Source organism: Streptomyces sp. NPDC001493, assembly GCF_053597235.1.
This window is the reverse complement of sequence record NZ_JBSFHV010000011.1, coordinates 220,066-232,869: the sequence shown is the minus strand read 5'-3', so window position 1 is coordinate 232,869 and position 12,804 is coordinate 220,066. Positions and strand designations below refer to the sequence as shown.

Sequence of the window (12,804 nt, the reverse complement as noted above, 5' to 3'; positions counted from 1 at the left end):
GGCTTGTGAGAACGAGAACGAGAACGATGCCGACCGTGGCGAAGGCCGCATCGGTGTGCCTGTTCGTGGGCGTCACCGTGGCCGGTTGCACGGACGACGGCACGACCGGGGGCGGGGGCGGCAGTGCCGACGGCAGCACGGCGAAGGGGGCGTCCGCCGGGCGGATGCTCGACGACGCGAACGCCACGATGCGCGGTCTGGCATCGGTGACCATCAAGACGGTCACCAGGGAGAGCGGAGGTGACGTCACGTCCAGCCAACTGTCGACGGATCTCAAGGCCACGTGCGCGTTCACGACGACCTCTCCCACGGGAGCCAGGCTGGAGCAGATCCGGACCGACGGGACGGACTACGTACGCCCGAACCGGGCCTACCTTGAGGAGTCGGGCCACGACGTGGCGGGCACGAGGCAGCCGGACCTGTGGGCGAAGACGCCGGTGAGTGCGGCGCAGCCGGGAGACGGACTCGCGGGATGCACACAGGAGTTCGCCTCGTTCGGTGCGGTCACCAAGGGTGAGGCGACCGAGATCGACGGCACTCCGGCGAGGGCGTTGAAGTCGGCCGACGGGACGGACGAGGGCGGTTCCTTCACCTTCTACGTGGCCACCGAGGGCAAGCCGTACCTCCTCAAGGTCGTCTACGAAGGCAACGGGGTCGCCACCACCACCTCGTTCAGCGCCTTCGACAAGCCGCTCGACGTTCACGTCCCGGACGCCACCGAGGTGGTGGACACGGCCGCGCTCGGCTGAGACGGGGGCCTCGGCGGCGGCCGGATCTTCGGCGCCGGGCCCCTGGGAGGGCCCGGCGCAGCGGCCGGCCTGTTCAGCCTCCGCAGCCACTGACCGAGATGGAGGAGACCGCGTTGTCGTAGAGGAAGAGAAGTTCCTGCTTCCCGCCCGCGGGGATGCTGAAGTTGTAGCCGTAGTAGTCGGCGTCGGTGTAGATGCAGACCTGGCCGCCGCTGAGGTTCCACACCGAGCTGATCCGGTCGTTCCACGCCCAGTCGATATAGGGGATGTCCGCCGGAGAGATCTGCAGCATCTCGCCGGTGTTGTCGTGGCCGTCGTAGAAGCAGATCTTGCCCCCCATGCAGGCGGGGTCCTTGACCGGGTCGGCCGACGCGGTTCCCGGGACCGTCAGTACGGCGGTGGAGGCGATGGCCGCCGCGACCACCGCGGTCTTCAGTGTCAGCTTCATGAGCATCCTTGTCCGTCGTTGCTGCCCGGGGGAGGCGCGGTCATGGTTACCGCGTCCCGCTGTCGGGTGTCGAGGGCATCGGGTCGTAAGACGATCCCCGGGCGCCTGCGGTTCGCCGGGACGACGTTGGCGATCATCTCCGCGAGAGGTGTCGTGAACGGATGCTCCTGCGGGGTGAGTTGGAGCGTGCGCCCGGGGTGGCGGCCGACATCAACGGGTGCGGGAGCGCCCGGACTCGACGCCGCCGGGGCGTGGCGTCCCGGACCGCAGCCCCCGTGGTCCCCGTGGCGCCAGAGCCGCCCGGAGCGTCGGGACGAGGAGGTGGCGGGCCTCGGACGGGGTGAGGGCGGCGGGGGTGGGGAGCGGGTTGAGGTAGCGGGTGTAGATGAGCCCGCCGAGGACCGTCACCGTGGCCGTGGCGCGGGCGGTGGCGTCCCGGCCGCCGAGAAATTCAGCAAGCCGTGCCAGCAGCTCGATCTCCAGGTACTCGCCGATCGCGTCGGCGGCCAGGCTGCCCTGCGCGGCGAGGGTGCGGAAGCCGGGGTCCTCCCAGAGCCCCGTCACCGCGTCGATCAGCCGCTCGGGGAGCGTGGCCGGGTCGCCGCCGAGGACCTCGTCAACGGTCAGCGCGGTGGCGCACTGGACGCGCATCACGTCCGCGAACAGGCCCTTCTTCGAGCCGAAGTGGTACGCGATGAGGGCCGTGTCGACCCCGGCGGCCGCCGCCACCGCGCGGAGGGTGGTACGGCGGTAGCCGTGTTCGAGGAAGAGGTTCCGGGCGGCCGTGACGATCGACTCGCGGGTGGGCGGATTGCCCCGGGGCCGTCCCCGGCGGCGGGCCGTCGGACGGACCGGTACGAGGGTGGCGGCGGGAGCGGCGTTATTCATCAACGTTGAGCCTGTGATGGGCGATCGACAGAGTCAAGGGTGTTCCGCCCACCACGCGAAGGGATACCCGCCACCATGCGCATCACCGTCTTCGGCGCCAACGGACCGACCGGCCGCCACCTCACCGGCCAGGCCCTCGCCGCCGGCCACCAGGTCGTCGCCGTGACCCGCCGCCCCGGCTCCCTCACCCCACGGCCCGGCCTCACCGTGGCGGTCGCCGACGCCACCGATCCCGCGACCGTCGCTCCCGCGATCGAGGGCGCGGACGCCGTACTCTCCGCGCTGGGCACGCGGTTCAGCAAGGGACCCATCACGACCTACTCGGCGAGCGCGACCGCCATCACCGGCGCCATGGCCCACCACGGCGTCCAACGGCTGCTGGTCGTCAGCTCCAGCATCGCCGATCCCCAATGGCGTCCGAGCGGCGCGTACTTCTTCAACCACGTGCTCGATCCGCTGGTGAACCGGCGGCTCGGCCGCACGCTCCACGAGGACATGCGCCGGATGGAGGCGGTGATCCGGCGTACGGACCTGGAGTGGACCTTCGTACGCCCCTCGGGCCTCTTCGAGCACTCCGCCGTCACCGCGTACCGCACCGCCGAGACCAGCGCGGACGGCGTCTTCACCGCGCGCACGGACCTCGCGGCGAGCATGCTGAGGGAGGCGGAGGAGCGGCGGTACGTCCGTACGGCCATGGGCGTCATCACCACGGCGGTGAAGCCGAACATCGCGAAGCTCATCTGGAACGAGGCGGTGAAGAAGTAGGAGGGGGAGCGGCGCAACCGGTCCCCGGCGGCCTCCGGGAGATGCGAATCTGAGTCCCGAACTCTGATTCAGAGTCCAAAAAGGCATGAGCAAAGTTGAGTTGACGTACTCAGGCTCCCCATGCGGTGCGTTGGTTACCTGTTGTCCGGCGGGAACACGGGCCGGGCGCCCTGGCTCCCCGGTAACCCGCTGTCGATTGAAAGTACTTCGACCCACCGGAGGGGGACTCCTTGCGCAACACCGCGCGGATGGTGGCCGGATATGGCGACGGGATGCGGACGGTGGGGCGGCTTCCGGGCTGCGTACTGCTGGCTGTCGTGCTCGCAGCTTGTACGTCGGACGACACGAATCGGGCGCAGGGGGAGCGCAGGCCGACCTTGGACATGGAACAGGCCGGTCAGCGGGCGGAGGACATACTCGACGGGACGTTGGCAGCCGTACGGCCCTCGGTGGCTTGGTCCCACGGCAGCCCCGTTGAGGCTGCCTGCAGCGCGGGTCTCAACGAACCGACAGGCACGACGACCGTCACACGCAGCAGGAACATCCTCACCGTGGTCTCCGACGAACGTCGCGGGAACCTGCTGGGAGCGGTGCAACGGTACTGGAAGGAAAAGGGGTTCACGATTCAGAGCGTGAACTCCGACGCCTCCATGCCGTCCATCCGCGCGAAAGCACCCGACGGTTTCGCCGTCGCCCTGGAGGTGGGAAGCATCGGCAATGTCTCCGTCAGTGCGGGATTGAGTTGCGCGGCAAATTCGGCCGTTACCTATCCAGCGGGCACGCCGGGCGTTCCGGGAGGGCCGAAGGCCGAGGAGGTACGGCCCGGAGAGCGATCCGCCTTCTGGTCCTCCTCGGAGCCGCTCTCCTGAAGCCCCGTGCGGGGTGGGCAGCGCATCGGTGCGGGGCCCGTTCAGGCGAGTGCGGGGGCTCCTGCCCAGGGCTGCTTGCGGGCCGAGAACTTGGGGCGCTTGGTGGGCGCGGCGGCCCTCGCCTCCCTGCTCTCGCGGAGAGCGTTACGCATCGACGCGATCGAACCGGTGGCGGCGTCGGCGGTGTGGTCCGGCGCCGGAGTGTCGTCTTCGGCGCACTCCCGGCACGAGCCCGGCTCGGGCGCCCGGAACGCGCGCTCGCACCCGCCGTCGCAGGTCTGCCAGGGCGGAAGTTGCGGCGCCGCACTCGGGGGTGGCGCCCCGATCGACGTACTGGGCAGCCCTGTTGTGACGGCTGCGGCTGTGCGTGACGACCCCGGGAGGGGCATGGGCTCGTCGCGGAGCCGGTAGCCGATGACGCGGGCCGGACGTGTGACGAAGACTGCCGGGAGCCCGATCGTCAGGGTCTGGGTGATCGTCTCGGTATCGATCCCGTGGGCCAGCCAGGCGGCAACGGCGGGGGCCATCTCCTCGACTTCGCGGCGGGTGAAGATCAGCCGGGGGTCGACGATACGCAGCGAGGCGAGGATCACGACGGCCATCGGGTCGACGTCGGCGATACCGAGGGGTGCGGAGTCCTCCACGTCGGCGTCCGCCTCGTCCAACTGGGGCGTCATGGACCGGACATCGGCGGCTGCGGCAGGCTCACCCGCGTCGCCGTCGCCGTCGGCGGCACCGCTGCGGTCGGCATCGGCATCGGCATCGGTATCGGTGGCAGCCCGCTGTTCGTCCGCCGCGTCCGGAGGCGTGACCGGGGCAGCCGCCGGGGCCGGTGCGGTCGGTACGTCGGCGGGCTGGCGCGGGGAGGGCAGCAGCACCGGGGCGGGTGATGCCGGGGCGGGCACCGGGGCAGGGATGCCGGGCGTCTGCCGACCCGTAGCGTCCAGGTCCGGCTGGTCCAGCTTTGGCAGCTCCGAGCCCGTCCGCTTCGGCGCCTCCCGCTCCGGAAGGTGCAGGCCGGGGACCGTACGGAAGTAGGTCCGGGTACGGATGACGCCCCCGGCCCAACGCTCCTTCCGGCGCACCAGGTAGCCCGCGTACTCCAGCTCCCGCAGCGCCCGGGAGAGGGTGATCCGGCCCTCGTCGAAGTGGGCGCAGAGGGCGTCGACGGTCACGGGGGCGCCGTCCGGCAGCGACAGGATGTAGGCGCCGACGCCGACTGCGGCCGCGCTGCCCCGGCGTTGGGCCAACGAGTTGTGCAGGATCGTGAAGTCGGAGGTCAGCCGGGTGCGGACATGGGTGACCCCGGAGGTCGGGTGTGCGGGCCCGGATTGGGCGCGCGGGGGCGCGATAAAGTCGCTTACAGCCATGGGGGAAGGTCCTGCTTCCTGAGTGGTCAGACCCCCGGTGGGAATTGCCGTCCCGTCCGGGGGTCGCTCTGTGTATGAAGTCGTTGCGCTGAAAGTAACCGCCCGAACTGCCCCGGAGCAACCAAGTCACCCGCACGGGTGATGACAGGGAGGGGAGGGAGGGGGGTCAGTTCTTTCACCCAGTTCTTTCAGGAGTCCGCCGCCCCACCGGGGTACGGCACACCGGCATCCGGTGGAGCGACCGACGGCAGTCCGATGGCCGGTGGGGCTGGGGGAGTTGGGCGGGCCGGGCCCGGTGCGGCGTCGGTGCGGGCGGCGTACGGGGCGATGCGCGGGCAACGCGGGGCGACCGTACGGGCGGCGGTGCACGGCGGGCTCAGTGCCACCACCGCCGCAACGAACGAAAACCCGAGCACTTCCTCGCCTTCGTCGGCATAGCCGCAACCCTCATCTGCCACCGACGACTCACCGAATGAGACAACATTGTAAGCGGATCGCTGCTGCGGTGACCGAGAGGCGGTCGCCCTCACCGGCGAGGTGGATCTGGCAGGGCCAGACCACCCCCTGGACCGTCCGAGTCCCTCGTCAGGACGATGGTGCCGGGGCGTCGCCCTGGGATCAACGCTGCTCCCTGGCAGTAGTGTCCGGCTGCGGGTGCTGGGGCGTGAGTGTCCGGGGGCGACGCCGTATAACGACCACCTCGATGCCGAGTTCACTGTCACCAGCAGCTTCGCCAACGGGCTTATTGAGCTGTATCTGTCGCCCGAGAACCTGGACGACTGGTCCACGTCTCTGAACGAACTTGCTGCCTACCGCGACATCAAGTGGAAGGCATCCAGCGGCTGCGAGTTCCAGATCGAGTTGGACCGGAGTTTCTCCGTACCCGTACCCATCGTCAGAAATCCAGGACGTTCGCGCCGCGCAGCTTCGCCAGGAGTTCCTGGTGCAGCCGGGGCCAGACGCCGGCCTCGGTCCACTCGGCCAGGCGGCGCCAGCAGGTCATACCCGAGCCGAAGCCGAGCTCCTGCGGCAGGTGCTCCCAGGCGATCCCGGTATGCAGCACGAACAGGATGCCCTGAAACAACAACCGGTCCGGATGCCGCTTCCGTCCGGGATGGCGAGCACGACCCTCGACTTTCGGCAGCAGCGGCTCCATCACCGCCCACGGTTCGTCCTCGACATGCCACGGCTTCGGCCGAGCCACCCCACACCCCCGGATCAGCAGTTCCGGACCGATCTATCCACCTTGAAGATCATTTTGTTTGGAGTTCCTATCGCCACCCTCGCACACACTCGGGCCAGTTCAACTGAAGAGGTTGAGCCGGCGATGGCAGAACGATCGCCCTCGTAAAAGGAGGGCTTGTCATAACCACCGGTACGGCTACCACTTTCAGGCGAACGCGGGCCTGTGAAAATGAAGCCCGCAGAAAAGGGACTCGCGGCCGAAACCCCATACGCCCCAAGGCGAGCCGCGGCTATGGCGTTTATCCGACCGGTGAATTTGTTTTCCTCTGCTCACCAAGCGTGCTAGATCTCTCGCGAGTCCGCGCCGATGCGAGGGCTTTCCGAACAAGCGAAAGAGAAAGACTGTGCGTAAGAAGCTCGTAGTAGCTGCGGTTGCTGTCGTCATGCTTGGAGCGGCTGGCGCGGCGAGCGCCATCACGTCGAGCGAAACCCCGGCGCAGCGGCTCCTGCCCGACGACAAGTCGATTTCGGTCCCGCATATCGTTGAGGGCCCTTCCGTGTCGATCCCGGTGGGCGACGGAACCCACCCCGGGACGGCCGCGGCCTTGGCCGCCTGCCCCGACGGTGAAGTCCTCACCGGGGGCGGGGCAAACGTCACGGCGGGCAACTCGCATGCCGAGCGGTACGAGCTCCACTCGTCCCTTCCGATCAGCGGGGAACGGTGGTGGGCCTTCGCCACCAACACGGATACCGTCAACACGGGATCGATTCGGGCGTATGCCATCTGCGCAAAGGTCATCAAGGTTCACGTTCTCCCGTGACGTGACCTCACCAAATGCGCTGACGTGGCGGCGGGCCCGGCGACGACCCCGGGCCCTCTCCGCAGCCGGCGCAGCCTCGTGAGTCCGCCCGGCCGAGCGGAACAGCGTGTTGCAGTGACCGCGATCTCGCCGTCACGTCTGCCCCCACGAGTCTCGGTTCATCGGACGAGGGTGGAGGTCGGGGGTGGCGGTGAAGGCTTCGATCTTTCCGCGCGGATCGGGCGCCGCGCCCATGGTTCGCTGCCCGGCGGCGTGTAGCGCGGGGTGCAACGCGGGATGGACGCGTTGCACGCCGCTCGTGGTGCCGAAGTTTCGCCTCCTGGCCGCCGCCGTCACCCGCAGCCTCCATGTCACCAGTACCGAGGCCGGCCGGATCCTCGTCCCGGCCGCGCGTACGGTCGGCGGCGGAGCCGGTGGCAAGGGCCCGGTCGCCGGCACCGGCGGGCGCCGGACCGAGGCTCTCGACGAGGCACTCACCGTTGCCGCCCAGGATGCCGCCAGCGCCCTCGGCCAGTCACCATCAGACTGCCGGTGCGGCCACAAGCCGCACCGGCAGCCCGTGTCACAGCATGTTTCCGTGCGGCTCCAGCTCCTTCAGGAGCACCGCGCTCTCGTAGTCCGTCACGTCCCACCGCCAGGTTCCGACCGGCGCGTACCCGCGTCTGCGGTACCAGGCGATCAAGTCGACCGCCTCGGCCGACGTGTCGATCACCACCCGTGAAGACCCGAGCGCGGCAATTCGTTCCTCCGCCAGGGACAGCAGCCGCTGTCCGAGGCCCGATCCCTGATACGAGGGATCCACCGCCAGCTGCCAGAACGATCCTGACCCTGCTGGAGCCGGATACCCCTCCGGGACTTCGTACGGAGACGCCACCGCAACGGCATGTTCTACGAGTCGTGCATGCCGTCCGAGGAGTGACCGCGCCGCCGGAGCCAGGCGGCGACATACGGACGACCGTGCGGGGGGCGGGCTCAGTGCCCCAGGGTTTCCGCGAACTCGATGGCCCGGCCCAACTGGTGTGTGGTCAGCCGCCGTACCTCCCACACCAGTCCGCTCACTCCGCCGGGCGCGGAACAGGTCGATGGGGGATGGGCGGGCGTGAGGCCGGTCAGCGCTGCCAGGTCGGCGGCGGGGACATCGAGAACGGCACAGAAATCCGTGAGGAGTTCAGCCGTCAGCGGGACGGTCCCGCGCCCGATCCCTCCGTAGGTGGCGGGCGACCAGTAGCGTCCCGTCGCCACGAGGAACGTCTTGGCCGTAGCGGTCCACCCGAGGTTGCGGTTCCGCAGTAGCCGCATGAGCAGCGCCCCGGGTCCGTGCGGATAGCGCTCGACCGCAGGTGGCCAGGGGTCGAGTGGCGGCAGTACGCGACCCTCCTGCGGCATCGATGCCACGAACGTCCTTAGGAGGTGGGGCTGTTCAGGTGGCAGGGTGATCCCGATCCGGACGAGCCGGTGCACGTCCGATCCTGCTCGCGGGTCGACCGGCGCGAGGTCGTCGGGGACTTCGGCTCCCGCGATCACGAAGAGATCCGCTGTGTGCAACCCCAACGCGGGGGCGAGTCTCCGCAGTACGGACGGGCCCGGCCCGTCGCCCCTCAGCGCACCGGACAGAACACTGTCGCTGCCGCTCTCGTCCTCGTCCTCGCCCTCGGCAAGTCCCGCCGACCGGCTCAACGCGGCGACGTCCAGCCGCCTGTGTTCCATCAGTCGCCCCAACAGGGCTCCGGATAGAGCGTGTTCCGTCATCCGGGAAGCCTACGGCCCGCCCTGACGTCGGCCTGAGCACGCCGACGCGTATGCGAGTGAGGCATGGCGCCTACCGTCCCGTCATCCCGCCGCCTCGGTGGCAACACCTTGCTCCGGCCGGGTCCGGACGCCCCAGCGGGCGAGCGGGGGTCCGGCAGCGCCCAGCGCCGCGAAGAACAACGCCAGCAGCAGCCAGCCCGTCGTGCCGAGGCCGAGCACCACCGTGGTGAGGATCGCGGGGGCGAGCGCCTGACCGGCGCTGAAGCCGAGACCGAAGAGACCCTGGTACTGGCCCTGGGCGTGGTCGGGGGCGAGACCGAAGCCCAGGGCGAAGGCCGCCGAGGACTCCCAGACCTCGCCCAGGCTGTGGACGAAGATCGCGACCAGGACCAGTCCCGCCGCCACCCAGACCGGCACGAACGCGGCCAGCGCCATCATCGGGCAACTGACGAGGAAGAGCAGCCCTGCCGTGCGGAACGCCCTGCCGCCGTCGTGCGGGGTTTCGATACGCGAGCCGATCCGGGTCTGCATCAGCACGCAGAAGGCGGCGTTGACGGCGAAGAGCGCCGCCACCGTCCAACTGGGCGCCTCGGTGTGTCCGGAGATCCAGATCGGCAGGAGCAGGGAGACCACCGGGTACTGCAAGCCCATGGCGCCGTAGAGGACGGTGAACGTCAGGTACGGGCGGTCCGCGAAAGCGAGCCAGCGACGCTGCTGCGGCGGTGCCGCGAGTACCGGATAGTGGGGCAGGAAGATCAACAGCGCCCCGCACAGGGCGAAGCTCGCCGCGTTGCCGATGATCAGCGTGATGTAGGCGCCACGGGTGTCGGCGGCCAGCGCCAGGCCCGCCCCGACCGTTCCGAGAATGACGCCCAGGTTGACGAAGGTACGCAGTTTCGCCCGGAACAGGGCCGGCCGCTCACCTCCGACCCGGGCCACCAGAGCGCCCCAGGCCGCCCCGCCCACCGCTGCGGCGATCTGGTCGACCGTCGCGATGACCGTGAGCGCGGCCCAGTTCTCGACGAGGACGAGGGCCGCCATCGATATGGCCTGGGCCGCGAGGGCCACCATCATGATCGTGCGCGCCCCGCGCCGGTCGGCGAGATGCCCGCCGGGTATCCCCGCGCACAGGCCGACCACACCGGCGATGGTGAGCGCGGCGCCGACCTGCGCTGCGGGCAGGCCCACGACCCGGGTGAAGTAGAGCGCCGACGCCGCGTTGAACAGACCGTTGCCGACCCGGTTGGTGAAACTGGCGGCGATCAGCACGCGCTCCGGCCTGCTGTTCCCGGCCATGCGGCCTATGGCGCCCATGCGTTGTGCCCGATCGCTTCTGATCATGGGCAGCAGGCTAGGCCGTTTGTCAAAAGTGCCGTGACCGACAACGTTCACCTGGCCGCCGTGGCGGTCGCTGCGAGCCGGACCGGATGCGCGCCTGGTCTCCTACGGAGACGAAGTACGCCGAGCGGTGAGTACAGGCTGGTAGTACCCGCTGGAGGCCGGGGTGTGCCAGGTCAGGCTGGTGAAGCCGGCTTCAGTGACGAACTCCGTCAGCTGCCGGCGGGTCAGTGCCCAGTAGGTGGCGCGGCGGACTCGAACATTCCAGGTGTCCTGTGCTGGGGTGAGTTGGAAGTGCTCAAGGTCGTAGCGTTCGCCGTCCTCGTGCCAGTGCCAGAGCTGGAAGTTGATCACCAGGCCGTCGGGGGTCTCGGAGACCTGGGGTGGTGTCGCTGTGGGTTTGGCCAGGCGGGTGTCGTCGTAGTCCCGGAGCGTGATCACCAGCAGTCCGTCGTCTCGGAGCACGCGGCGCATGCCGATGAGTGCCGGCTGGAGGTCCCGCGCGGACAGCAGGTGCGGGAGCGAGTTGTCGGCGCACAGGACGACGTCGAAAATTGAGGATGTGAAGGGCAGTTGACGCATGTCTGCGGCGGTTGCCGGAAGGCTGACGCCACGGGCTGCCGCTTCGGCCGCGGCTCGTGCGGCTGCGAGGGGGCTCAGGTCGCTGCCGATGACTTCGTGCCGGCCGAGGGCCAGTCCGATCGCTTGGGTTCCGATCCCGCACGAGCAGTCCAGGATTCTGTGTGGTCCCGGCCCCAGACGCGAGTGCACGAGCTCGTCCAGCACCTGGGCCTGATGCGCCATGCTCGCATCCCAGTCCCGGAAGATCAGGTGGTAGTCGCGGGCCAGTTCGTCGTAGAAGTCCCTGGTTGAGGATTCGGACATGCGCGCCACCATAGTGCGTGACTGTCAGGCGGGCGTGCCATTTTGGGCTGCGGTGGCCGGACCCCGACCGCCCCAGCGGATGCCCTTCTCGCTGCGGACACGTGCGCGTTCGCGGCGTTGGGCACCGCCCCGGCAGGTCTGCCCGGTCGCGCGGATCCGGCCGTACGGCGAAGGGTGGGGACTGCCCCCCCGGCATCGGTCAGGCGGCGATCCCCAGCTCCGTACGGGCGCGGTGGGCGAACGCCCGGACGGCGGGTTCCCTGCGCCACGGGGTCAGGGCCGTGTTGAACTCGCGTACGTAGTCCAGGGCCCGGGCGGAACGGACGCGGGCGAGGACGTCGACGGACCGGTTGCCGAGGGCGAGGCCCTGGTCGAGGTCGCGGGCCTGGAGGTGGGCGGTGCCCACGATGGCCAGGCGCATGCCGACGGAGCGGGTGAAGGCGCCGGACGGCATGGCGGCGGCCCGCTGGTTCCAGGCGAGGGCGGCCCTCGGGTTCCGCAGGTCGCGGAAGATCTCGGCGGCGTCGGCCGAGAGCCGCGCGTGGTGGTAGAAGTCGATCCAGGCAGGTTCGTCGCCGCTGTCCGCCTTCGCCCGTTCGAGGAGTCGCTCGGAGGAGGCCAGGGCGCGCGAGGCGGCCCGGGGGTCGTGCTCGCGGGCGTGGGCGCGCGCCTCGATCAGTCGGGTGAACGCCAGTACGCGCGGGGCCGCTTGGCCCTTGGCCCGTTCGTACGCGCCCTGCGCCATGTCGACGGCCTCGCCCGCGAACCCGCGCAGCAGCGACTGCATCGCCATCGTGGTCAGCACGTAGCAGCCCAGCTGTACGTCTCCGCCCGCCCGGGCCAGCCGGAGCGCCTGGATGAAATGCCTTTGGGCGACGCCATGTTCACCGACGTCGAAGGCGGTCCAGCCGGCCAGCCGGGAGAGTTCGGCGGTGACGGAGAAGAGTTCGCGGCCCACGTCGTCGGTGAACGCGCCCCGCAGTATCGGAGCCGCACGTTCGCGGAGGCAGGTGGTGACGGAGTCGGACTTCCAACTCCCGCCGCCGTACCTGGAGTCCCAGCGCCGGGCGTCCTCGGCGGCCTCGCGCAGCTCTTCCAGGTCCGCCCTGCCGACCTGGCGACCACCCCGGTGCCCGGCGGTGTCGTCGGCGGGGGTGACCAGCCAGCGGGTGACCGGGGTGGTGAACGCGGACACGGCGAAGCCGGAGACGCCCGTGGTGAGGAAGTCGCGGCGGTTCACGGAGCTCCAGAACGAAGTGGCGGCGCGTACCGCGTCATCGGGATCCCTCGGGAAGTCCAGCCCCACGCCCGCGTCCGGTGTCCGCGCGTCGCCCATGCCGATCTCGGCGAGGCCGACGGGCCGCCCCAGCCGTTCGCCGAGCGCCCGGGCGAGGAGCTCGGGAACCGGCCACTTCGGCGTCATCCCGCGCCGGCACCAGTTCGCCACCGAGGTGTGCGAGTACTCCGTCACCGTCCCCGCCTGCTGGGCGAGCTGGTTGATCCGGCGCGCCAGCGACTTGTGGCTCGCCCCGCACTCCTCGACGAGCCGGGCCAGCTCCGCGTTGGGCGGGCGGCTCCGGCGGACCCTCGATGCCACTGCGTCCTCCTGATCGACAGTCGGTCTGCCTCCGGAGCGTGGTGCACACGAGGGCGGTACGGACCCGGGCGCCGCGTGCCGCACGCGACCGCCACGCTGCGCTGCGCCGTGATGAGCCGCGACGGCCGTGCCGGGGTGCC

At 70.0% G+C, this 12,804-nt stretch carries 12 protein-coding genes and 4 pseudogenes; 6 read left to right on the top strand and 10 right to left on the bottom strand.

All coding sequences use genetic code 11. The features are described 5' to 3' along the window. Positions 1-26: 26 nt before the first annotated feature. The gene (locus ACWCWD_RS18110; protein ID WP_450773796.1) at positions 27-749 is read left to right on the top strand and encodes a hypothetical protein; all 723 of its coding nucleotides are present in this window, start codon (positions 27-29) and stop codon (positions 747-749) included. Between the two features lie 73 nt (positions 750-822). Here ACWCWD_RS18110 and ACWCWD_RS18105 read toward each other — a convergent pair whose 3' ends face one another. Continuing rightward, a complete protein-coding gene (locus ACWCWD_RS18105; RefSeq protein ID WP_450773795.1) occupies positions 823-1,197 on the bottom strand; it encodes a peptidase inhibitor family I36 protein in 375 nt (124 codons plus the stop codon). 210 nt (positions 1,198-1,407) lie between these two features. Beyond that, on the bottom strand, positions 1,408-2,085 hold the full coding sequence (locus tag ACWCWD_RS18100) for a TetR family transcriptional regulator (RefSeq protein WP_450773794.1): 678 nt from the start codon (positions 2,083-2,085) through the stop codon (positions 1,408-1,410). A 75-nt stretch (positions 2,086-2,160) separates the two neighbouring features. Here ACWCWD_RS18100 and ACWCWD_RS18095 point away from each other — a divergent pair, with 75 nt between their 5' ends. Both ACWCWD_RS18095 and ACWCWD_RS18090 read left to right on the top strand, forming a co-directional pair. After that, positions 2,161-2,850: an NAD(P)-dependent oxidoreductase gene (locus tag ACWCWD_RS18095; protein ID WP_450773793.1), complete on the top strand. Its 690-nt coding sequence runs from the start codon at positions 2,161-2,163 to the stop codon at positions 2,848-2,850. 230 nt (positions 2,851-3,080) lie between these two features. Next, positions 3,081-3,719, top strand: a complete 639-nt coding sequence (locus tag ACWCWD_RS18090) for a hypothetical protein (RefSeq protein WP_450773792.1) — start codon at positions 3,081-3,083, stop codon at positions 3,717-3,719. A gap of 41 nt (positions 3,720-3,760) precedes the next feature. On the opposite strand, the gene ACWCWD_RS18085 is transcribed toward ACWCWD_RS18090, so the two are convergent. After that, positions 3,761-5,089, bottom strand: coding sequence for a translation initiation factor IF-2 (locus ACWCWD_RS18085; RefSeq protein ID WP_450773791.1), 1,329 nt, complete (start codon positions 5,087-5,089; stop codon positions 3,761-3,763). 386 nt (positions 5,090-5,475) lie between these two features. On the opposite strand from ACWCWD_RS18085, the pseudogene ACWCWD_RS18080 reads away from it, so the two are divergent. Then, a pseudogene (locus tag ACWCWD_RS18080) lies at positions 5,476-5,565 on the top strand (IS5/IS1182 family transposase); the annotation flags it as partial. Between the two features lie 46 nt (positions 5,566-5,611). Here ACWCWD_RS18080 and ACWCWD_RS18075 read toward each other — a convergent pair. Then, positions 5,612-5,787 (bottom strand): annotated as a pseudogene (locus tag ACWCWD_RS18075) (IS5/IS1182 family transposase); the annotation flags it as partial. Between ACWCWD_RS18075 and ACWCWD_RS18070 the strand changes: the two are divergent. Further along, positions 5,744-5,914, top strand: a pseudogene (locus ACWCWD_RS18070) (DUF5959 family protein); the annotation flags it as partial. The pseudogenes ACWCWD_RS18075 and ACWCWD_RS18070 sit on opposite strands and share 44 nt — an antisense overlap. A 73-nt stretch (positions 5,915-5,987) precedes the next feature. Here ACWCWD_RS18070 and ACWCWD_RS18065 read toward each other — a convergent pair. Beyond that, positions 5,988-6,293, bottom strand: a pseudogene (locus ACWCWD_RS18065) (transposase); the annotation flags it as partial. A 385-nt stretch (positions 6,294-6,678) separates the two neighbouring features. Between ACWCWD_RS18065 and ACWCWD_RS18060 the strand changes: the two are divergent. Next, positions 6,679-7,095 (top strand): hypothetical protein, encoded by a 417-nt coding sequence (locus ACWCWD_RS18060; RefSeq protein ID WP_450773790.1) that lies wholly within the window; start codon positions 6,679-6,681, stop codon positions 7,093-7,095. Between the two features lie 562 nt (positions 7,096-7,657). Here ACWCWD_RS18060 and ACWCWD_RS18055 read toward each other — a convergent pair. From ACWCWD_RS18055 to ACWCWD_RS18035, 5 genes are all read right to left on the bottom strand, one after another. Beyond that, entirely contained in the window at positions 7,658-7,969 is a 312-nt protein-coding gene (locus tag ACWCWD_RS18055; protein ID WP_450773789.1) for a GNAT family N-acetyltransferase, read from the bottom strand. A gap of 98 nt (positions 7,970-8,067) precedes the next feature. Next, on the bottom strand, positions 8,068-8,844 hold the full coding sequence (locus ACWCWD_RS18050) for a hypothetical protein (protein WP_450773788.1): 777 nt from the start codon (positions 8,842-8,844) through the stop codon (positions 8,068-8,070). Between the two features lie 81 nt (positions 8,845-8,925). Further along, positions 8,926-10,185: an MFS transporter gene (locus ACWCWD_RS18045; RefSeq protein ID WP_450773787.1), complete on the bottom strand. Its 1,260-nt coding sequence runs from the start codon at positions 10,183-10,185 to the stop codon at positions 8,926-8,928. 102 nt (positions 10,186-10,287) lie between these two features. Further along, positions 10,288-11,067, bottom strand: coding sequence for a class I SAM-dependent methyltransferase (locus ACWCWD_RS18040; protein WP_450773786.1), 780 nt, complete (start codon positions 11,065-11,067; stop codon positions 10,288-10,290). Between the two features lie 199 nt (positions 11,068-11,266). Continuing rightward, complete coding sequence (locus tag ACWCWD_RS18035) at positions 11,267-12,664, bottom strand: sporulation protein (protein ID WP_450773785.1); 1,398 nt, start codon at positions 12,662-12,664, stop codon at positions 11,267-11,269. Positions 12,665-12,804: the final 140 nt, after the last annotated feature.

What these genes read in the sequence shown, in the direction of transcription:
- ACWCWD_RS18110 (WP_450773796.1), top strand. Translation starts at nt 27, where the DNA reads ATGCCGACCGTGGCGAAGGCCGCATCGGTGTGCCTGTTCGTGGGCGTC.
- ACWCWD_RS18105 (WP_450773795.1), bottom strand. Translation starts at nt 1,197, where the DNA reads ATGAAGCTGACACTGAAGACCGCGGTGGTCGCGGCGGCCATCGCCTCC.
- ACWCWD_RS18100 (WP_450773794.1), bottom strand. Translation starts at nt 2,085, where the DNA reads ATGAATAACGCCGCTCCCGCCGCCACCCTCGTACCGGTCCGTCCGACG.
- ACWCWD_RS18095 (WP_450773793.1), top strand. Translation starts at nt 2,161, where the DNA reads ATGCGCATCACCGTCTTCGGCGCCAACGGACCGACCGGCCGCCACCTC.
- ACWCWD_RS18085 (WP_450773791.1), bottom strand. Translation starts at nt 5,089, where the DNA reads ATGGCTGTAAGCGACTTTATCGCGCCCCCGCGCGCCCAATCCGGGCCC.
- ACWCWD_RS18050 (WP_450773788.1), bottom strand. Translation starts at nt 8,844, where the DNA reads ATGACGGAACACGCTCTATCCGGAGCCCTGTTGGGGCGACTGATGGAA.
- ACWCWD_RS18045 (WP_450773787.1), bottom strand. Translation starts at nt 10,185, where the DNA reads ATGATCAGAAGCGATCGGGCACAACGCATGGGCGCCATAGGCCGCATG.
- ACWCWD_RS18040 (WP_450773786.1), bottom strand. Translation starts at nt 11,067, where the DNA reads ATGTCCGAATCCTCAACCAGGGACTTCTACGACGAACTGGCCCGCGAC.